Below are 21,345 nucleotides of genomic sequence, written 5' to 3' on the forward strand. Positions count from 1 at the left end.
GCGGTATCGTTTTGCGCGTAAGCGTATCAGTTGCGGCCGCCGCCATCGAGCAGCGCTTCAAAATCCTCCACCTGCATGGGGCGGTAGTAGAGGAAGCCCTGAGCGTAGTGGGCACCCATTTGGAGCAGCATGTTCGCCTGCTCGTTTGTCTCGACGCCTTCGATTACAACGGGCAGATGGAGCGATTGCGCCATCTCGAGCGTTGATGAAACGATTTGCGCGCTACGGCTTTGATCGCGGTCGGTGGGCACAAACGTGCGATCAAGCTTGATGACGTCGACGTTGACGTTCTTGAGCATCGCGAGCGTAGACTGGCCGGTGCCAAAATCGTCCATGTAGGTCGAGAAACCGCGAGTGTGTAGGTCGGCCGTCAGCTTATCCACGGCCTCGGACTCTCCCGTATAAGCCGTCTCGGTGATCTCAATGCGCATGAGCTCGGGCGGTAGGTTGTATTGGGCGGCAAGCGCCCCCATATGCTCGGCGACGTCGCAGGCAAGGATATCCACGCGCGACACATTGAGCGAGATCGGAACTACGCGCAGCCCTCGATCGATGCACTCACGCAGCCACGAGGCGACGCCCTGCCAAACATATTTGTCGAGCGTCACCACAAAACCGCTTTCCTCGAGAGCGGGGATAAAGGTGGTAGGTGAAATGAGGGAGCCATCCTTGTCAATCCAGCGTGTGAGCGCCTCGGCGCCAACGATCTCGCCGGTTTCCATGTCGACCTGGGGCTGCAAGTAGTAGGTAATGCGGCCGTTTGAGAGCGCATACTGGAATTCGGTCAGCGTGCGGTGGAACGCGATTTCGTGTTCGTATTCCTCGGGGCGGAAAATGGCAATGCGCTCCTTAAAGTCGTTTTTTGCGCGCCGATTGGTAAACATGGCCTTGGCCTGCGCATCGATGGTGATTTCCTCGTTGGAGTCGATGGGGTAGACGCCCATGGACGGCCAGAAGCCCACGCCGTCATCATGCTTGGCCACGGCCTGGCGAATGCGGCTATAGATCTGATGGACGGTGTCGTGTTCAAAGGGGATGAGTACGCAAAAATCGTCTTGGCCCCAGTACCCTGCGACGCCCATGGCGGCATTCTCGATGTCCTTGAGAACCGTGCCCACATCGGCGAGTACGCGGTCGCCCTCGGCCTGTCCGTGCCATTCGTTGAACAGTCGCATGTGCCCCATATCGACGGTGGCGATACACCAGGCGCCGTTGCGCCTTGTCTCGAGAAATTCGTTGGCGCGGCGCATAAACTCGCTGGGTCGATAGAGACCCGTGAGCGGATCGATGCGTTCGGCGATGGCGCTTTTGCGCTCCACCTCGGGTATGGGGAGGCTGTCGTTGGGAACAAGCCCGCCGGCCGTGCGAATGCGACGGTCGAGTTCGCCTAAAACGGCGGCCGTTTGATTGGTCAGGTGCTCGTAAAAGGCCGGAACGACAAGACAGACGGGGGTAATAGTGTCGCCCGCGATTCGAACGGGAGCGAAAACGGCCTCTTTGAGATGTTGGATCAGTTGCTCGAATGCTTCGTGATCCAAATTGTTGCTAAGCACGACGAACTGGGCGTTGCGTGAACGGAAGACGCGACTCCTGCCGCGAGTAATCGACAGCATGCGGCCTGCGTATTCGGCGAGCATGTTGTCGACGGCCTCGGCCCCGTAGAGCTCGTTGAGCTTTGCCGTGCCGCGAACGCGCACTGCTATAAGCCCCGTCTCGCAACGGTCGCGACGGCAGGCATCGATAGCGTTGATCAGCGTGCGCTGTGTTCCGAGACCCGTGGCGGCGTCGACGGTCTCGGCAAGCGAGTGGTTGACGAGCTCGCCGACATAGAGCGAGGGGACATTTCCGTCGCCGTCGATACGAAACCCGCGAGCACGGCCGAGGATGTAATCGCCGGCGGCATTGCGCACGCGGTACTGCATGACGTGACGATGTTTGGAGCCGTCATAGATTTGGTCGATGTCGTTGGTATAGGCCTCAAGGTCATCGGGATGGACACGCGTTTTCCAGTAATCGTGGCAGTTGTCTATATGCTCCGAAGGAAGACCAAGATCGCGCAAGGCGCCTTGTGACCAAAGGGTTCGATGTTTGTCCAAGTTCTCGATAAAGAAATATCGGCCTTCGTTGAGCATCGAAAGGGCGTCGAAAATGCGATCGCTTATTTCGAAGTCGTCGGTGTGGGCTTGTGCGATATTGCGTCGATCAAGGTGCACGGCATGACGTAGCTTGTAGTCGTACATGCGATGATCGGCATCGTTCGTCAAGCGATTGGGGGCTTCGCCCAGGGCGGGGTCGGCGTGTGCCACTCCGTAGCTAAACGAGTGAGGCATCTTGGAAGCGTTGTTTTCGAGCAGTACCGTTCGGCAGTGTTCCAGACGTTCGGCAAGGTCGTCCTCGGTCGCAATCGTAGATAGGATGGCGAACTCGTCGCCCCCCAGACGAAATGCCGCCTCGTCCACCTTCATATACAGTTTGAGATAGAGGCTCACCTGCAAGATATAGCGGTTGCCCTCGTCATGTCCAAAGATGTCGTTGCAGTGCTTAAGGTTATCGATGTCGATAAACGCCATGGTCACGGGCAGTTCCTGCTCCCAGAGTTCCTCTAAGGAACGGGTAAAGCCGCCGCGGTTGCCAAGTCCGGTGAGCTCGTCGGTAAAGGCGGTCCTGATCAGATCGTCCTGACGCTCCAGAAGGTCACGGATGGTCTTTTCGAGCGTTTTGGTATTATTGCTGGCGTTATCCATACTGTAAGCGGCTTTCTGAGGTCGGGGCGGATTGCGTCGGGCGAGCTCGTTGTGCACATGCGTTGCTGCTCAACGCCTTGCGTGTTTCCAAGCCCCCGCCTTGCTGCGTCGTTGGGTTTATTTGTCGGTTCGTGCTCTCGGCTGATAACTACTGAGTAGTATAAACAAGTGTATGGAATTATGTAGGGGTGCCCATGTTGCGGGCGGCCATTATTCGCCAAACGGTAACGCGACGATGTTCGATGAAAATGCGACTGAGACGATATTTGTTGATGGGTATACTTGTTCCGTTTTAAAACGCAGGAACGGAGATGGTCGCATGGCACAGTCAAATATGACGCGCACGGTGGGGCTGGCGCTCGAGGGAGGCGGCTACCGCGGTATGTATACGGCGGGCGTGCTCGACGTTTGGATGGAGCACGGTTTGACCTGCGACCATATGGTGGGCGTCTCGGCGGGCGCGGCATTTGGCTACAACTTTAAATCGCGCCAGATCGGCCGCGCCATTCGCTATAACAAGGCCTATTGCGCCGACAAACGCTATGCGAGCGTGACCAGCTGGCTGCGAACCGGCGATATGTTCAATGCCGATTTTGCCTATCACGAGGTGCCCATCGAGCGCGATCCCATCGACCTGGAGGCGTATCGCGCCTGCCCCATGCGGTTTACGTGCGTGTGCACCGATATCGAGACGGGCAAGGCCGTCTACCACGACCTGCCCTATGGCGACGAGCGGGATATCGAGTGGATCCGGGCATCGTCGGCGATTCCTGTGGCGACGCGTCCCGTTGCTATTGACGGGCATAAGTATCTGGATGGTGGCGTGGCTGATTCTATTCCCAGCGCATGGCTGTTTGCGCAGGGGTATGACCGCAATATCGTGGTACTCACGCAGCCGGCGGGCTTTGTGAAGCAGCCCAACAGCGTGATGCCCATGCTGCGGCGCGTGTTCCGTCACTATCCGGAGTTTGTTGCAGCGCTTGAGCATCGGCATGAGGTCTACAATGCCACGCTCGATGACCTGGCACGTCGAGAGGCTGCCGGGGAAATCTTTGTGGTGCGGCCGAGCGAATCGGTGAAGGTGCCGTCGCTGTGCCGCGAACCGGATGAGCTCGAGCGCATCTACCAGGTCGGCCGCCACGATGCAGAGGCGACTTTGCCGGCGTTGGAAGCGTATCTGGCGGGGTAAGGGTCGCATACGGAAAGCGCATCCCGGAATGGAGGCCCAAACTGGGATGCGCTTTCCATTGCTGAAGATATGAGGCTGCGAATCAGCTGTTCGGCCTATGCCTATGCCTGCTGCCAGGTGTCGACAAGCTCCTTGGCCGCGGCGTAGGGATCGTCGGCGCTGCAGACGGCGCTCACCACAAAGAAGCCGTCGACGCCGGTTGCCTTAAGCTGCGGCAAGTCGGCCGTCTTAACGCCGCCGCCCACCACGATGGGCACGGGGCTTGCCGCGTGGAGTGCGGCCAGGTCCTCAAAGCTCTTGGTGATGATGGAGCCATCGGCTGCGCGTCCGCAGTCGCGCTTGGTCTCGGTCTCGTGGAGCGGGCCGATGCCCAGGTAGTCGACCAGACTCATGTCGGCGGTCTTGACGTACTCGAGCATTTCCTCGCAACGGGCCGAAAGGCCCACGATGGCGTCGGGGCCCAGCAGCTTGCGACAGACCTCGACGGGAATATCGCTCTGGCCCACGTGCACGCCGTCGACCGCAATGCCCTGCTCGCGTGCGGCGAGTACGCAGTCAAGGCGGTCATCGATCAGCAAGGCGACCTGACCGGTCTTGCCGGCCTGTGCGATTGCCTGCGCGGCATCGCCGGTCAGCGCAATGATCTCGCGGGCGCTTGCCACCTTGGAGCGCACCTGAATGCAGGTAAAGCCGGCGTCGAGCGCCTGGGCCACCACATCGCCCACGGGGCGTCCGAGGGTGTTTTCGGGGCCGAGCACCAGATAGGCCGAGATATCAAGGTTGTCGCGGATGCTCATCGTGCTTCCTCCTGCTTTTTGATCTGCGCTTCCATGCGCTCGAGTTTGCCGGTCATGGTGTCGGTAAATCCAGGTCGAATATCGGCTTTGAGCACGACTTCGGTTCGGATGCCCTTGTTCGCTAACACAAAGGTCGCGTCGCGCACGACCTGCATGACCTCGTCCCAGTCGCCCTCGATCTCGGTGAACATCGAGGTGGTGCGGTTGGGAAGGCCGCTCTCGCGAATGACGCGCACGACCTCGGCGACCTCGGCGGACAGTTCATCGCCGGTGCCGCACGGGGCGATGGCCACAGCGACGAGCGTGTTCATGCCGGCATTGGTTGCGGGCTCGGACATGGCTTATGCCTCCTCGAGCTCGAGTTGGTTATCGGCGATGTCTTGGGCGGTTGCGCGGTAGAGCTCGTCGATAAAGGCGACCTTAAAGCTTGCCGGGGCATCGGCGACGGCGGCGGCACGCGTGCCGGCGACGTTGTAGACGGCGGTACCGCAGACGGCTGCCGTAAACGGATCGGCAGCGCAGGCGTACACGGCCAGCACGCCGCCCTGCGAGCAACCGCAGCCGGTAATCTTGGACATGAGCGGGCTGCCGCCGTGGGATTTGGCCACGGTCGTGCCGTCGGTAATCAGGTCGACTTCGCCCGAGACCACAACGGCGCCGCCGGTGTAGCGAGCGAGCGCCACGGCGGCATCGCGGGCGGCGTCGACCGTGTCGGTGGTATCGACACCACGTACGCGGCTCAGATCGGCCGACTCGCCCTCAAGACCCCACAGGCCGGAGAGTGCGATGATCTCGGAGGCGTTGCCGCGTACGATGGCGGGCTTGTACTGCTTGAGCTCGTTTACCAGCTGGGTGCGCAGGCTACCGATGCCCAGACCCACCGGATCGAGCACCCAGGGCTTGCCGGCGTCGTGTGCCGCCTTGGCCGCGCGGGGAATCGTCTGCTCGTAGATGGGGAAGAGCGTGCCCATGTTGAGATAGATGGCGGCGCCGCCGGCAACGAGCGCCTCGCCCTCGTCGGGCAGATAGACCATGGCGGCCGAACCGCCCACGGCGAGCTGCGCGTTGGCGACAAAGTCGATCGTCACCGTGTTGGTGATGGAGCCGGCCATCGGATTGGTGGCTCGAATCTCCTCTACGGCCTTGACCATATGTTGCTTAAGCTGTTCCGAATCAATCACTGCACATGCCTCCTTGGCATAGAAAAGGGGCGCTGTGCATAGACAGCGCCCCTGTAAAGGCGGCATGCTCCCTACGCCAGCATTAACTGACAGGTTCAAAGGATTGGGCCCTATGCCCTCTCAGCCTTGTGGTTTGCACCGCCGGCACTCCCGCATCGAATCTGTTGTTCCCTATACTAGCGCACCTGCCAATATGGGACAGGTTTATTTTGGCAGGTGGCAACAGGGGCGCTGCATTTTCCCAGATAAAACCTGCCAAGATAAACCTGTCCCTTATTGGCAGGTCGTTACAATAGACGGGATAAAGAATGACCGAGGGGACCTTATGATCAAACTTGTTCTGACCGATATGGACGATACGCTGATTCCTGCTGGACACGATGGCGCCAGCGACTGCGCCATCGAGGGCATTCATGCCATGCAGGCGGCGGGCCTGCATTTTGGCCCGGTTTCGGGTCGCCAGCCGTCCGCGATGAGCTGGATGTTCCGCAATCGCTCCGAGTGCTTCTCGACCGGTGCGTTTTGCAACGGCCAGGTGATGTTTGTCGATGGCGAGGCGGTTGCCTCGCGCGCAACTGATAACGATGCCCTTATGCGCCTGGCCGACTACCTGGAGCAAGAGACCGACGATACCTATTTGAAGGTCTACCGTCTGGGTGATGACTTTTGGGACAACGACGCCTATTGCGTGACAAGCGATCCCGAGCGTGTGCGTCGCGCCATGGAGTCAGGCGGCAACGCGTGGCTCAAGGGCGAAGAGGCTCCCTGTCGCCCTGTCGTTGACGATGCCCCGGTATACAAGGCGAATATCTGGAGTGCCCGTTCGCGCGAGGAGCTCGCCGAGCTGCGCGAGCGTGTTGCCGCCGAGGTGCCGGAGCTCTCGCTCGTGTTTCCCAACAACCGCGTGCGCCTGTTCGACGTTCTTCCGACCGGCTGGGACAAGGGCTGTGCTGCGCTGGAGCTGGCGCGCGCTTTGGGCCTGACGCCCGACGAGGTGGCCGTATTCGGCGATTCCGATAACGATTTGCCCATGATCGATGCCGTTCCCAATTCCGTTGCAGTCGCCAATGCCAACGAGGCCGTCACGGCTGCCGCGCGCTGGCATATCGGCGCTGCGGCAGATGATGCGGTTGCCGGGGCTCTGCATCAGATTGCCGCCTGCGCCGCGACGGGGGAGATGCCGTCGTTTATGCGTCAGATGGACGCGACGGGTTTCGACGTCACGAACGTCTAGGGAGAAAGCCATGAAGCTCCAGCAGCTCAGATATGTCGTCAAAGTTGCCGAATGCGGCAGCATCACCGAGGCCTCGCGCCGGCTCTTTGTGTCGCAGCCTTCGATTACCGCGTCAATTCGCGATCTCGAAAACGAGATGGGTGTACACATCTTTGAGCGCACCAACAAGGGCGTCATTGTGTCCGAGGAAGGCGAGACCTTCTTGGGCTACGCGCGCCAGGTGCTCGACCAGGCCGACCTGCTCGAGGGCAAGTACAAAGGCACGTCCGAGCAGGTGCCGCACTTTAGTGTGAGCTGCCAGCATTATTCCTTTGCCGTTAATGCATTTGTCGATGTGATCCGCGAGTTCGATGCCGCGCGCTACGACTTTACCCTGCGCGAGGAGCAGACCCACGAGATTATCGAGGACGTCGCGCATATGAAAAGCGAGCTCGGCATCCTGTATCTGTCGGAGCACAATCGCGAGGTCATCGAGCGCATGCTGGCGGCCAACGAGCTCGTATTCGAAGGACTCTTCTGCGCTACGCCGCATGTCTTTGTGTGCTCCGACCATCCGCTGGCGGGTCGCTCGAGTGTGACGCTCGAGGACTTGGAAGACTACCCGTTCCTGTCCTATGAGCAGGGCAGCTACAACTCGTTTTACTATTCCGAGGAGCTGACCTCGACCTTTGAGCGCCGCAAGAATATCCGCGTGCGCGACCGTGCGACGCTGTTCAACCTAGCTATGGGCCTTAACGGTTACACGGTGTGTTCGGGCGTGATCAGCCATGAACTTAACGGCCCCGGCATTATCTCCATTCCGCTCGATGTAGACGAGTACATGGAGATCGGCATCATCACGCGCAAGAACACGACGCTTACGCGCTACGGGCAGGCCTATATCGAAGCGATTCGTCAGCACATCTAGACTGCTGCGTTCTGCACGGGTCAAATCTCTTTATGGCAGTCCCAACTAATATAGGAAGCATCTATATCAAACTGTTATAAACGCATATTTTACGATGTCCATATGAGCGCTCATACTCTGTCCCAGTAAAGCAACCAATGCAAAGGGAGATATCTATGAGCACTTTGATTCAACCGAACGCGCCGTTTCGTGCCGATATCGTCGGCAGTTTTCTTCGTCCGCAGGCTGTAAAGGACGCCCGTGCCGTCTATGTCGCGGGTAAACTCGACGCTTCCGGCCTTAAGGCCGTCGAGGACGAGGCCATCCGCGACTTAGTGGCCAAGCAGAAGGCTGCCGGCCTGCAGGTGATTACCGATGGCGAGTTCCGCCGCAGCTACTGGCACCTCGATTTTATGTGGGGCCTCAACGGCATTGAGCGCCGCGCCTCGCGCACGGGCTACATGTTCCACGATGAGGAGACTACCGCCGACACCGCCGTGGTAACCGGTCCCATTAGCGGTGAGAATCATCCGTTCGTCGAGCACTTCAAATTTATCAAGTCGCTCGAGGGAGAGGGCCAGGTCGCGCGCCAGACCATTCCGGCGCCGATCCAGACGTTCTCCGAAGTCACACTCGACCGCTGCGATGGCCAGCAGGAGAGTCTGCACGCCGTCTACAAGACCGACGAAGAACTCGTCGATGCCATTGCCGCAGCATACCGCACCGTGATTGCTGACCTGTATGCCGCGGGCTGCCGCAACATCCAGTTTGATGACTGCACCTGGGGCATCTACTGCGATACCGACTTTGTGTCCAAGACTGGCATGAGCCCGGTTGACCTGCAAAGGGTGAGCGAGCTGGGCGTGGCGCTCAACAACGCCGCCATCGAGGACAAGCCCGACGACCTCGTCATTAACACGCACGTGTGCCGCGGCAACTACCACTCTACCTATGCTTTCGAGGGCGGCTATGACCCCATCGCGCCGTACCTGTTTGCACATGAGGATGTCGACGCATTCTACCTGGAGTTCGATACGCCGCGCGCCGGCGGTTTTGAGCCGCTCAGCTACGTTGCCCCGGGCAAGAAGGTCGTGCTGGGCTTGGTGACCACCAAGGCCGCAGAGCTCGAGAACGAGGATGTTATCGTCGAGCGCATCCGCGAAGCCGCAAAGTACGTGCCGCTCGAGAACCTGTATCTGTCTCCCCAGTGCGGCTTTGCCAGCTGCGAGATTGGCAACAAGCTGACCGAGGACGAGCAGTGGGCAAAGATCGCCCTGGTCAAACGCATCGCCGAGCGCGTTTGGAAATAGCGGTAACGTTTGCAGGTGACGGCGCGTGCGAGACATGGTGCATCGCGTACAATGGTTCGGATCGTATCGTTCGGGCAGGTTATCCGATATGCCCGATCGCCCTTCCATTCGAAAGGACATCCATGTCCCAGTCTTCGACGCCCGCCGTCACCGATGCCATCTACGACGCATCGTCGCTCGGCCGCCCGCGCATGTTTTTGCTCGGCCTACAGCACCTGTTTGCCATGTTTGGTGCCACGGTGCTGGTGCCCGTGCTCACCGGTCTCTCGGTTTCGGCAACGCTTTTGTTTGCCGGCTTGGGCACGCTGCTGTTCCACTTCCTGTCGCGCGGTAAGGTGCCGGCATTTTTGGGCTCATCGTTTGCCTTTATTGCCGGTTATGCCGCCATCGCGCCCAACTGCGAGGCCGAGCTTTTGCCCTACGCCTGCCTGGGCGTTGCCTGCGCCGGTCTACTCTATCCGGTACTTGCGGCACTCTTCCGCGCGTTTGGCGCCAAGCGCGTCATGCGCTTCTTCCCGCCGGTGGTGACCGGTCCCATCGTCATTTCCATCGGCTTGATTCTGGCGAGCTCCGCTATTGCCAACTGCCAGACCAACTGGCTTGTGGCTGTTATTGCCGTTGCCGTTATCGTGATCTGCAACATTTGGGGTCGCGGCATGGTTAAGATCGTGCCGATCCTGCTGGGCGTCGTGGTGAGCTATGCCGTTGCCGCCGCGTTGGGTGAGGTCGATTTTTCGGGCGTTGCCGCCGCGCCGTGGGTCGGTCTTCCCATCGTGTGGGACAACACCGTGTTTGCACTCTTTGGGCCGCAGTTCGATAGCGGCCTTGCCACGACCGCCATCATCACCATCATGCCGTTGGCCTTTGCAACCATGATCGAGCATATCGGTGATATCTCCGCTATTGGCTCCACCTGCGAGCGTAACTACATTGCCGATCCCGGCCTGCATCGCACGCTGCTCGGCGATGGTCTCGCCACGATCCTGGCTTCGCTCTTTGGCGCTCCGGCCAACACCACGTATGGCGAGAACACCGGCGTGCTCGCTCTGACGCGCGTGTTCGACCCGCGCGTGATTCGCATTGCCGCGTGCTGCGCCATCGTGCTTTCCTTCTGCCCCAAGTTCGCTGCCGTGATCGCCGCCATGCCGCCATGCGTTATCGGCGGCGTGTCGCTCGTACTCTACGGCATGATCAGTGCCGTAGGCGTGCGCAACCTCATTGAGAACCAGGTCGATTTCCAGAACAACCGCAACGTGCTGGTGGCCGCTCTTGTGCTCGTGCTTTCGCTCGGCATCGCGTACAGCACCGCCGGCGCCATCGTGTTGGAGCTGGGCGGCGTGACGATTTCGCTTTCGGGTCTTGCCGTGGGTTCGCTGGTGGGTATCGTGCTCAATGCGATTCTGCCGGGTAATGACTTTGAGTTTGATGTCTCGGAACTCGAAGGGTCTGCCGAATAGCAGCTGTGTCCAACTCAGTTAAAAAGCCGGCCATGCGTCCGATGCGCATGGCCGGCTTTTTAGTGCGCAAGAACCCAGTGGATGCCACGCGCCATGCGCAGGTCGGTTTGGGCAAAGTGGTTGCCGGGGTTGAGTTCCAGTGTTGTGAGGATGCCGCGCTCAACGAGCAACGTTTCCATTGCGCGCGTGTCGTCAAGTACGTGCCGCATCATGCGGTTGGGCGTCTTGGTTTCCTTTTTGCCGAGTGACAGATAGACGGCCTGCGGGTTGCCGGCAAAAGGGGTCGTGCTGGCGCGATCGACAAAGTCGGGAAACCACAACGACCCCGATGCGCTTGCGGCGCGGCTAAAGGCGTCGGTTTGCCAGAGGGCCCAAAGCGAAAAGAGACCCGCCAGCGAATAACCGGCAATGCCACGCCAAGCAGGTGGCTGTGGGAGCGATAATTCGACCTTTGGGATTATCCGGTTCAGTAACTCATCAAGAAAACCGGCAGCTTGGCCGCCGAAAGGCTCGGCATCGCGCACGGTCCCGTCGCATTCCCAGGGACTCAGCTCGCGATTCCAATCGAGCCCGCCAATGGCGACAAGGGTGAACGGTGGACAGCCGAGCTCTCGGCAGCGTTCATAAACCTCCGTGCCGTCGCCCATGACCACGGGAAGATAGATGACTGGTGCGCTTTCGGCATGCTGTGCATGAACGGTTATCTGCTTTTGATGCGCTTCCATGACGGGCTTCTCTCGGCGTTGTGATATCGACGGCCCCCATTGTCGCACGCCGGCTCATGCAGGTTGGGCTAGACCAAAGACAATCTCGTGCATACCCTGCGGACGCATATGGAAAACGCCACCGCCGGAGGGGAGCTCGGCGGTGGCGTTGTTAAACGGTGCTGGGACTCGGAGCCTTCGCGGGAGCTGCCATGTGCGCAGAGGCGTCTAAGAGCGCTTGCGGCTCGCCATGGTGCCTGCGGCGATAGCGGCTGTTCCCGCAAGGACGGTTGCCACGATGGCCGCACCCGAGGTGTCGCCGGTTGCCGCGAGCACGCCGGTAGTCTTGGCTTTCGTGATTGAAGCCGCAACGGCCTTGGTCGGCTTTGAGCCCTCAGGCTTGGGGTTCTGCTTGGACTCCGCGGGCTTGCTTTCTGCGGGCTTGGTCTCGTCGGGCTTGGGGTCTTCCGGCTTGGCTACCTCGGGAGGTGCGATGACCATGCTCTTGGCGACAGCTTCGTTATAGGGGGAGTCGATCACAGCGTCGCCCGTGCCGATGGCTTGGCCTGCCTCGTAGATGCCGTCACGGAGCTTGCGATAGTCAATGACCTTGCCGCCTTCGGGCGTCTGGATGGCGGCGTTCTCAATCTTGATGGTGCCGATTGCCTTGCCGTCAGCGCTCATGGCACGGGCAAAGATTGCCGCTGTATCTCCTTCGGCCGTTACCTTGCTGCGGATGATCGAGATGACTGCGGGTGTGACGCCCTCGCTGGTCTGGGCGATGATGCCGATGTTCTCGCCTTGGGGCTCGGGGCTCGTCTCGCCATCTTGGTTTTCGCTGTAGGGGATGGGGCCGTCGCCGTTCTCGACATAGCGGGCTATGGCCTTGACAACGGAGTCGCTGATGTAGATGTGGCCACCCTCCTCGTTGGGTCGATCGCTTCTGGTGGAGAATGCAGCCGAAACCTCGCCTTCCGCAAACGCGTCCACGGTGGAGCCGTTCTTGACGACGATATCGTCTGGGTAGGTGAAGAGGGCAATGGCGCTACCGTATCTGCCTTTACTTGCGCGGACTGTCACGTTTGCATGATCGAGGGTGATGCCCTTGTGGGCATAGACGCCATATTCAACACCGTTTACGTTGAGGGAGGCGTTTGTGGCTGCGAGGCTGCCCTTGGCCTCGACGGCAGCGTCTTTCTCGGAGCTTGCCTTGACCTGGCTGCCGTCCGAGATGTTGATATTGCCGCCGCTCCAAAGGGCCTCACCATCAGCTGAGCTTGCCTCGACCGTCCCGCCACCCTTGATGGTGAGGTTCTTGTCGGTTCCAATACCCTTGTCCTCGGTAGTCCTGGCGGTGACGGCTCCGCTGTCGTCAATCGTGATATTACCGTTTGCCCTGATGCCATCCGATGCACCCGTGGCGTTGACGTTGCCCGAACCTTTGATAGCGAGATCACCCCCGGCATTTATGGCGTCAAACCCAGTGCTCGTGGCGTTGACGGATCCGGCTCCGTCGATGTTGATATTACCCGTGGAGAGGATAGCGTCCTCAGTAGATGTCACGCTGAGCGTGCTGCCCGCGTCGCCTTGGATATTGAGCTCGGCGTTCTCGTTAGTGCCATGAGAAACGTTGATGCCTTCGATCCATTCGGCAGTGACGATGTTGGTCCCCGAGTAATTCACGTTGAGCTTGCCTGCGGCCTGGATCTCGCCGCCGTTATAGTTGTTGAGCTTCAAGTCGTCGGCGCCGTCCCACGACCAGGTACCGGCCTCGTCGCTCGCCGCGGTGTTGTACTTGTTGCCGCCGACCTTGACCCATTCCGCCGCGAGCGAGACGCTCGGCATGAGCAGCGAGCTCACCGTGAGCGCGCACACGGCGCCTACGACGATGCGGCGCGTCACGCGGCGCCAGCTGCCGTGCGCGAGTCCTATGCGACGGCGAACGTCGGGTTCGGCAACATGGGTTCCGGCGGTAGTGTCATTGCGTTTGGGGGTCGTGAACAAGGCTGCCATGGTTGCTCCCGTTCTCATAGGGCCTATACGGCTAGATTCAGCGTATCTGCTGGATGTTGCCGGCGGTAGTGCCGTTTGGAGGGCAAAATGTCCAAAATCCGGAAGAGGAATAAGCTGCGCACCTACGCGTTGTCGGGCATTAATCACAAAGCGCGGAGCCGCTTGTTGCGACTCCGCTCGCGTGTGCGCCATACGAGTGCAAACAGGAAACGCCACCGCCGGAGGGGAGCTTGGCGGTGGCGTTGCTAAACGGCGTGCGGACTAGGCGTATTCGGGGGTGCCGCCCCGTGCGTTAAAGATCGAGGCGTCTATGCACGCTTGCGACTCACCGCGGCGCCGGCGGCGATGGCGGCTGTTCCCGCAAGGGCGGCTGCCACGATGGCTACGCTCGAGGCGTCGCCGGTTGCCGCGAGCTTGCCGGTGGTCTTGGCTCCCGTGGCTGCAACTGCAACGGTCTTGGTTGTCTTCGTGCCCTCGGACTTGGAACCCTCGGGCTTGGTCTCGCCTGGCTTCTCCTCGGGTTTGATCTCCTCGGGAGGCACGATGACCGTGCTCTTGGCGACAGCTTCGTTATAGGGGGAGTCGATCACAGCGTCGCCCGTGCCGATGGTTTGACCCGCTTCGTAGATGTCGCCGTTGCTGAGCTCTTCTTTGTTGCGATAGTCAATGACCTTGCCGCCTTCAGGCGTCAGGATGGTGGAGCCTTCGATTTCGATGGTGCCGATTGCCTTGCCGTCCGCGCTCATGGCAAGGGCGAAGATCGCCGCCGTGTCTCCTTCGGCAGTGACCTTGCTGCGGACGATCGAAATAGTCGCGGGCGTGATGCCCTCGCTGGTCTGGGCGAAGATACCGATGTTCAGACCCCTAGGCTCAGGGATGACCTCGCCGCTTTGGTCGTTGCTGTAGTGGTCAGGGCCGTCGCTACCGGACTCGACATAGCGGGCTATAGCCTTAACAACGGAGTCGCTGATGTAGATGTGTCCGCCCGCGTCGTTGAGCTGGTGGTTTCTGGTAGAGATTGCAACCGAGAATTCGCCTTCCGCGAACGCGTCCACGATGGAACCATTCTTGATGACGATGTCGTCCCCGTCAGTGATGAGGGCGATGGCCTGGCCGCCGCTCGCGCTTGTGCGGACCGTTACGGTCGCGTGATCGAGTATAGCGCCCTTGCAAGCATAGACGCCATATTTAACACCACTTGCGTCAAGGGAGGCGTTCGTGACCGCGAGACTGCCCTCAGCGTTGACGGCAAGATCTCCCTCGGAGTTCGCCTTGACCTGGCTGCCGCCCGAGATGTCGATGTTGTCGTCAGCCCAAATCGCCGCTTCTTCTATCGAGCTTGCTTCTACCTTGCCACCGCCTTTGATGATCAGGTCACTGCCCGCGGCGACGCCGTAACCTTCGCCTCCTTTAGCGATCACTGTACCAGAGGAATCGATGGTGGTCTTGCCCTTGGATTGGATGCCTTCGGTACCGCCCGTTGCATTCACGGTGCCCGAGCCTGTGATAGAGAGATCGCCCTTTGCCTCAATTCCGTCGGAATTAGTGCTTGTGGTGTTCACAGTGCCTGGGCCAGAAATGGAAAGGTCACCTGTTGATTTAATTGCATCGGCCTCGGCTGTCACATTGAGCTCATCCGTGCTATTCGAGCTCGTTATGTTCAACTCTGCTTTCTGGCTAGTGCAATCCTGCGCCTTGATGGCGGCCCCGGTGTAATCGGGCTCGGTTTTCACGGTGTTCTTGCCCTCGTAGGCAATGTTGAGCTTGCCCGCAGCCTTGATCGCACCGCCGTCATAGCCGTTGAGCTTCATATCGTCGGCGCCGTCCCAGCTCCAGGTGCCGGCGGCGTCTCCCGTGGGCCCCGCGGCCGCTTCATGGCGGACGCCGCCAACGTCCACCCACTCCGCCGCGAGCGAGACGCTCGGCATGAGCAGCGAACTTACCGTGAGCGCGCAGGCCAGGCCGCAGACGATGCGGCGCGTCACGCGGCGCCAGCTGCCGTGCGCGAGCAGCGTGCGACGGTGCACGTCGGGCTCGACAAAATGGGCTCCTGAGGTTTTATCATTGCGCTTGGGGGTCGTGAACAAGGTGGCCATGGTTACTCCCATCCTCATAGGGCCTATGCGATTACGCCCAGCATATCTGCAGGATGTAGCCGGCGGTAGTGCCGTTTGGAGGGCAAAATGTCCAAAACTTGGGAGGCAATACATCGCGCGTCCGTGCGGTGCCTGGCTTTAAAAGAAAAGCGCGGAGCCGCTCGATGCGACTCCGCGCTTTGGTGTTCTGCTTTGGCAGCTTTGCCGTTACGCTACAAAGAAGTAGACGAGGAAGGCAAGGGCTGCGATCCACATGAGCGGCTTGATCTTGGATGCCTCGCCCTTAAAGAGCGCGACGACCACGTAGGCGATAAAGCCCAGACCAATGCCGGCAGAGATGGAGTAGGTGAAGGGCACGCCGGCGACAATCATGAACGCCGGGAAGCCCTGCGACACGTCGGACCAGTCGATCTCGGAGGCCTCGCTCATCATGAGGTAGCCGACGTAGACCAGAGCACCGCAGGTGGCGGCGCTGGAAACGATGGTGACGATGGGGGAGAAGAACGCGGCGAGAATGAACAGCACGCCGGTGGTGACGGAGGTGAGGCCCGTGCGGCCACCGTCGGCAGCGCCAGAGGTGGACTCGACGAAGGTGGTGATGGAGGAGACGCCCATAAAGCCACCGGCAGCAGCGGCCACGGAGTCGACGACCAGGATGGGACGGATGTCCTCGACATTGCCGTCCTCGGTCAAGAACTCGCCCTGCTTGGCGACGGCCATCGCGGTGCCCATGGTGTCGAAGAAGTCGCTCATGAGCAGCGAGAAGGCAACGACGAGCAGCATCGGGTCGGTCAGGACCTTCACGATGGCAAGGTTGCCGTCGGCAGTGCTGGCAAACGGGGCGCCGAAGGTCGAGAAGTCGAGCGGTGCGATGAGGCCCTCGGGCGCATGGGTGACGCCCAGCGGGATTCCGGCGATAACGGCGACGATGATGCCGATGAGCAGCGAGCCCGGCACGTTGCGGGAAGCCAGGGCAACCGTCACGACGATGGAGATGATGCCGACGATAAAGGTGGGGGAGGCGATGTCGCCCAGGCCGACGAGCGTACCGGCGCCAGCGGTGATGATGCCGGCGTCGCACAGGCCGATCATGGCGATAAACAGGCCCAGACCCACCGAGATGGCGTGGCGCAGGACCACGGGGATGGCGTCCATGATGGCCTCGCGCAGGCCGCAAAGGACGAGCAGCAAGATGACGATACCCTCGAGGAAGATAACGCTCATGGCGACGTGCCAGTCACCGCCGCACATGGTGGTGGTGATGCCCGCGATCATGGCGTTGATGCCCAGGCCTGAAGCGCAGGCGAGCGGGCGGTTTGCGAAGATGCCCATGCAGATGGTCATGATGCCGGCGCCCAGGCAGGTGGCGCAGGCGAGCGCTCCCGCATCAATGCCAGCGCCCGAGAGCACTGCGGGGTTGACGGCGATGATGTAGGCCATCGCCAGGAATGTTGTCAGTCCAGCGCGAAGTTCGGTCCCGATTGTGGACTTGCGCTCACTGACGTGAAAAAGTTCGTCCATGCATACCCTTTCCTTGTTCGGCCCCGAGTTTAGGCCGATTGACACGAACTCACTTACTATATCGTCTTTACAACCTTGCTGTTCCTCGCATGTTGATGTTCGGCGCTTTGTAACAGACGGACGGTATTTATCGCATGAAAATGTGTGGGTACCGTATACTTAAGCGGTTACAACAACCCCTATGGAGGAACGTATGATTAAAGAGCTTTGCCACGACGAGGCTATCCTGTCCCAGCGTTGCGAGGTTGCGACCGTCGAGGACGAGTCGGTTGCTCAGGACCTGATCGATACCATCAAGTCGCTCGACGATGCCGGCTGCCTTGCCGCTAACCAGATTGGCGTTACCAAGAAGGTCTGCGTCTACCTGGACGACGCCGGCGAGCCCCACGTGCTCTACAACCCCCGTCTGGTGTTTGGCCTGGGCGCCAGCAAGATGGAGGAGAGCTGCCTGACGCACGAGGGGGTCACCAAGTCCACGCGCTATATCAAGTGCAAGGTTGCCTTTGACCAGATCGTCGATGGCAAGATGCGCGAGCGCAAGCAGGACTTTGTGGGCTTCGAGGCGCAGATGATCCAGCATATGATCGATCACTGTCTTGGCAAGCTTGTCTAGGGCGACCACAGCACCGCACTTCGTCGTTTTTGGTCCGGGCGTGACATTGTTGTCATGTCCGGGCTTTTGTGTTTAGCGCCTTTTTGTTTGGTGACAATGAACTTAGCAAGAACGTAAAGCTAGGAGGCGCTATGTGTACGAGCATTCGATTTACCGATAATTCCGGCAACATGTATCTGGGCCGCAACCTCGACTGGAGCTTTGACTACGGCCAACAGGTTCGCGTGATGCCGCGCGGGTTTCACATTCCGTATTCGTTTATCGACGACACGACAGCGGCACACGCGGTGATCGGTATGTGCATCGATTACAAGAACTACCCTATGTTCTTCGACTGCGGCAACGATGCGGGCCTCGCCGTGGCAGGTCTCAATTTCCCGGGTTATGCCGAGTATGCCGAGGACCCTGTCGACGGCAAGACCAATATCGCGGCCTATGAGTTTCCCCTGTGGGTGGCAGCGACGTTCTCGACGGTCGATGAGGTCGAGGCCGCGCTGCGCGACACGGTGATTGTCGCCAAATCTGCCGGAGAGGGGCTGGGCGTGTCGCTGCTCCATTGGATTATCGGCGACAGCCAGCGTAGCATCGTGGTCGAGATGATGGCTGACGGCCTGCATGTATACGACGATCCGGTCGACACCCTTGCCAATCAGCCCACCTTCCCGTGGCATATGGAAAACCTACGCACTTATATCACCGCCACAAGCGATTTTCCGCAGACGGCGACGTGGCGTGGCGCCGAGCTTAAGCCCTATGGAGCCGGTGCCGGCATGCGCGGCATTCCCGGCGACTGCTATTCGCCGAGCCGTTTTGTAAAGGCAGCGTACCTCAACGCCAATTACCCGCAAAAAGACAGCGAGACCGAAAACGTCGTCCGCATGTTCCGTTCACTCGAGGGCGTGGTGATGATTGAGGGGGCGTCCAGGATGGGCGATGGCAAGTTCGAGAAGACTATCTATACCGGATGCTTTAGCGCGCGCACAGGCAATTATTACTACGCGATGTATGAGGATCCGTCGATTCGCTACGTGAGCCTGATGGATGCCGAGGGCGCGAGCCCCGATAGGCTTGTGGTTCCCGAGCCGCGTCGTTCGTAGCCGAGGGCTTTACTGAAATGCAAAGCGCCCCTGCATCTCCTGTGAGGTGCAGGGGCGCTGTCGTTGATGCGCGACGTCGCTAGAAGTTGGCGTCGTTGAGCTGGGCGCTCTCGAGGCCGTCGAGCAGTTGCTGTTCGGGCGTATCGGCGACGCTCTCGAGCAATTCGGTGGGATCGACGTTCATGTCCCTACCGGCCTCGTTGCCGTTGACCAGGTCGTCCGAGAAGATATCGACTTCCATTTCCTCGGCTTCTTCGATCTGGACCTCGAGCGGCACATGGGTGCGTACGAGTTTGACCGCCGGACGCATGCGGGCAAAGAGAGGCACGTACTCGATGATGATCGCCGAGTTCTCAAGACCGTACCAGCGTGCCGGGCTTCCGCAGGCGCGGCGGACGGCGTACTTGATGGCCATCACGCGGTGGTCGTTGCGGTTGATGTCCGTTTCGGGGGCAAGCATCTTGCGCAGCATGCAAAAACGGAAGTCGCCCACGTTGCCGCGTGTCTCGTAGATGGAGTAGGTGTGATGCTGCGGTGGCAGCTCACCCGATGTCATCAAGTCGCCAACGATCTGACGCAGATAGGCGTTGATGCGCTGGTTGACCTTAAAGCCCAGGTCCAGGCGCACGCGGAACAAAAAGTCCGTGCCAAAGGTCTCGACGGAATACTCGTGCGTATAGGGCTCGTCGGTAACGTGCACGTTGATGAACCAATATGCCTTGGCGCGCTTGGGGTGCTTGTCCAGGATGGAATAGAGCACGTCGCGGTCGAGCGTGAGCGGGTCGGGGCTGTTGGTGAGGAACACCAGATTGTCGGCGAGCACGGGGTAGGTCTCGTCGTTGCGCAGGCGGTTGAGCTGATCGATGTACTTGGAGACGGGCAGCAGGATCGTCTGCGTGCGCTCGATGGCGGTGCCGCGGCGCCACACGTACATAAGGCCAAACAGCAGCGAGGCCAGGAAGATCATCACATAGCCGCCGTCAAAGAACATGGTGAGGCACGAGGCAAAGAAGCAGAGCTCGATTGCGCCAAAAAGCAGGGCAAAGACGCAGGCGCCCAGCTTGTGCTTGAGGATGCCGGCGATATAGCTCGTCAAAAGCGTCGTGGTCATGAGCATAGTCACGGTGATGGCGAGGCCGTAGGCGCTCTCCATGCGCTCGGAGTTTTGGAACAGCAGCACGATGAAGATACAGCCGACCCACATGATGTTGTTGACGAGCGGAATATAGAGTTGACCCTTGGTGTCGCTGGGGTAGTGGATGCGCAGATGCGGCATAAGGTTGAGACGCGTGGCCTCGGATACCAGCGAGAACGAGCCGGTGATAAGCGCCTGCGAGGCGATGATGGCCGCTACGGCCGATAGCACGATGGCAAAGGGGCGCAGGGGCTCGGGAAGCATCATGTAGAACGGGTTGACGATGTCCATCGCGAGCATCTGGGGATTGGAGTTGTTGGCGAGCAGCCAAGCGCCCTGACCCAGATAGTTAAGGATGAGGGCCGCCTTTACGAACGGCCAGGATGCGTAAATGTTAGCCTTGCCCACGTGACCCATGTCCGAATAGAGCGCCTCGGCGCCGGTCGTCGACAGGAAGACGAAGCCGAGCACCATGATGCCCGAGTGGTTGATGGGCGAGAACAGGAACATGATGCCGCGGATGGGGTTGAGTGCGCGCAAGATGGACAGGTTGCCGAGCATGTTGAACAGGCCGGCGCCCGCCAGGAACAGGAACCATAGCGTCATGAGCGGGCCGAAGAGCTTGCCGATTGACGAGGTGCCGGCGCGCTGCATGGCAAATAGGCCGCAGATAATGATGATGGTAATAATGATGACGTTGGTCTGGCCGTCGCCCAATAGCGCGTGGCCCCACTCGATGGTGCGCAGACCCTCGATGGCTGTGGTGACCGTGACGGCGGGGGTGAGGATGCCGTCGGCAAGCAGCGCCGCACCGCCGATCATGGCGGGAAGGATCAGCCACGGCGCCACTTTGCGCACGAGACTGAACAGGGCGAAGATACCGCCCTCGTTGTGGTTGTCGGCCCTCATGGCGATTAGCACGTACTTGACCGTGGTTACGAGCGTCATGGTCCAGATGACGAGCGAAAGCGCGCCCAGGATCATGTCCTCGCTGACGGTACCGATGCCGCCGTTGTTGGCGACGATTGATTTCATGGTGTACATAGGGCTCGTGCCGATGTCGCCATAGACGACGCCGAGCGTTACGAGCAACATACCAGCAGAAAGGGGAATGGCTCCATGCCCGCTCTGTCCGTGCTGGTCTTGGAGGTTTGCCTCCAGTTTGTTGTGTGCCACGTGGACTCCCTTAGACATCCGGTTATCTGTCTAGGGCAGATAACCTTTATGCCATCTTTATACATATAAGAGCAGTTTGGCACATCGGGGTGTTTTAGACAATAATCCCCATCTGGGGATTATTCATGTACGCAGGTAGCATTTCAAAACAGGGGCGCACCGGCTGTATGGTCTTGCTGCAATGTGATAACC

General features: G+C 59.9%; 16 protein-coding genes and 1 riboswitch. Of the genes, 7 read left to right on the plus strand and 9 right to left on the minus strand.

The genetic code is table 11. The annotated features are described in order from the left end of the window. Positions 1-26: 26 nt before the first annotated feature. Entirely contained in the window at positions 27-2,744 is a 2,718-nt protein-coding gene (locus DW661_RS01160; RefSeq protein ID WP_118934234.1) for an EAL domain-containing protein, read from the minus strand. A gap of 319 nt (positions 2,745-3,063) precedes the next feature. On the opposite strand from DW661_RS01160, the gene DW661_RS01165 reads away from it, so the two are divergent. Continuing rightward, the gene (locus DW661_RS01165; RefSeq protein ID WP_187365011.1) at positions 3,064-3,933 is read left to right on the plus strand and encodes a patatin family protein; all 870 of its coding nucleotides are present in this window, start codon (positions 3,064-3,066) and stop codon (positions 3,931-3,933) included. 101 nt (positions 3,934-4,034) lie between these two features. Here DW661_RS01165 and DW661_RS01170 read toward each other — a convergent pair whose 3' ends face one another. The 3 genes from DW661_RS01170 to thiM are packed head-to-tail and all read right to left on the minus strand — an operon-like array spanning position 4,035 to position 5,911. Further along, positions 4,035-4,730, minus strand: coding sequence for a thiamine phosphate synthase (locus DW661_RS01170; RefSeq protein ID WP_006234517.1), 696 nt, complete (start codon positions 4,728-4,730; stop codon positions 4,035-4,037). Then, the gene (locus DW661_RS01175; protein WP_233502661.1) at positions 4,727-5,068 is read right to left on the minus strand and encodes a thiamine-binding protein; all 342 of its coding nucleotides are present in this window, start codon (positions 5,066-5,068) and stop codon (positions 4,727-4,729) included. Before DW661_RS01175 ends, DW661_RS01170 begins: the two co-directional genes overlap by 4 nt. A 3-nt stretch (positions 5,069-5,071) precedes the next feature. Further along, positions 5,072-5,911 (minus strand): hydroxyethylthiazole kinase, encoded by an 840-nt coding sequence (gene thiM, locus DW661_RS01180; protein WP_233502662.1) that lies wholly within the window; start codon positions 5,909-5,911, stop codon positions 5,072-5,074. 51 nt (positions 5,912-5,962) lie between these two features. Further along, a riboswitch (TPP riboswitch) is annotated at positions 5,963-6,073 on the minus strand. A gap of 163 nt (positions 6,074-6,236) precedes the next feature. Here thiM and DW661_RS01185 point away from each other — a divergent pair. From DW661_RS01185 to DW661_RS01200, 4 genes are all read left to right on the plus strand, one after another. Further along, positions 6,237-7,145 (plus strand): HAD-IIB family hydrolase, encoded by a 909-nt coding sequence (locus DW661_RS01185; RefSeq protein WP_158549063.1) that lies wholly within the window; start codon positions 6,237-6,239, stop codon positions 7,143-7,145. A 10-nt stretch (positions 7,146-7,155) separates the two neighbouring features. After that, the gene (locus DW661_RS01190) at positions 7,156-8,052 is read left to right on the plus strand and encodes a LysR family transcriptional regulator (protein WP_117563541.1); all 897 of its coding nucleotides are present in this window, start codon (positions 7,156-7,158) and stop codon (positions 8,050-8,052) included. A gap of 155 nt (positions 8,053-8,207) precedes the next feature. Beyond that, a complete protein-coding gene (locus DW661_RS01195; protein WP_117640605.1) occupies positions 8,208-9,341 on the plus strand; it encodes a 5-methyltetrahydropteroyltriglutamate--homocysteine S-methyltransferase in 1,134 nt (377 codons plus the stop codon). 122 nt (positions 9,342-9,463) lie between these two features. Beyond that, positions 9,464-10,798: a uracil-xanthine permease family protein gene (locus DW661_RS01200; protein ID WP_117640606.1), complete on the plus strand. Its 1,335-nt coding sequence runs from the start codon at positions 9,464-9,466 to the stop codon at positions 10,796-10,798. Between the two features lie 59 nt (positions 10,799-10,857). Here the strand turns inward: DW661_RS01200 and DW661_RS01205 are convergent, their stop codons facing one another. The 4 genes from DW661_RS01205 to DW661_RS01220 form a co-directional block, all read right to left on the minus strand. Next, positions 10,858-11,523, minus strand: coding sequence for an alpha/beta hydrolase (locus tag DW661_RS01205; RefSeq protein ID WP_117640607.1), 666 nt, complete (start codon positions 11,521-11,523; stop codon positions 10,858-10,860). A 207-nt stretch (positions 11,524-11,730) separates the two neighbouring features. Then, positions 11,731-13,515, minus strand: a complete 1,785-nt coding sequence (locus DW661_RS01210; RefSeq protein ID WP_158549367.1) for a carbohydrate-binding domain-containing protein — start codon at positions 13,513-13,515, stop codon at positions 11,731-11,733. Between the two features lie 308 nt (positions 13,516-13,823). Next, complete coding sequence (locus tag DW661_RS01215; protein ID WP_117640609.1) at positions 13,824-15,611, minus strand: hypothetical protein; 1,788 nt, start codon at positions 15,609-15,611, stop codon at positions 13,824-13,826. 207 nt (positions 15,612-15,818) lie between these two features. After that, complete coding sequence (locus tag DW661_RS01220) at positions 15,819-17,132, minus strand: NCS2 family permease (protein WP_117640610.1); 1,314 nt, start codon at positions 17,130-17,132, stop codon at positions 15,819-15,821. 193 nt (positions 17,133-17,325) lie between these two features. Here DW661_RS01220 and DW661_RS01225 point away from each other — a divergent pair, with 193 nt between their 5' ends. Together DW661_RS01225 and bsh are read left to right on the plus strand one after the other, a co-directional pair. Continuing rightward, on the plus strand, positions 17,326-17,745 hold the full coding sequence (locus DW661_RS01225; RefSeq protein ID WP_117640611.1) for a peptide deformylase: 420 nt from the start codon (positions 17,326-17,328) through the stop codon (positions 17,743-17,745). Between the two features lie 131 nt (positions 17,746-17,876). Further along, positions 17,877-18,842: a choloylglycine hydrolase gene (bsh, locus tag DW661_RS01230; RefSeq protein ID WP_117640612.1), complete on the plus strand. Its 966-nt coding sequence runs from the start codon at positions 17,877-17,879 to the stop codon at positions 18,840-18,842. 79 nt (positions 18,843-18,921) lie between these two features. Here the strand turns inward: bsh and DW661_RS01235 are convergent, their stop codons facing one another. Continuing rightward, complete coding sequence (locus DW661_RS01235; protein ID WP_117640613.1) at positions 18,922-21,171, minus strand: KUP/HAK/KT family potassium transporter; 2,250 nt, start codon at positions 21,169-21,171, stop codon at positions 18,922-18,924. Positions 21,172-21,345 lie beyond the last annotated feature (174 nt).

It is taken from the genome of Collinsella sp. AM24-1, from assembly GCF_003470325.1.
Classification (GTDB): Bacteria; Actinomycetota; Coriobacteriia; order Coriobacteriales; family Coriobacteriaceae; genus Collinsella.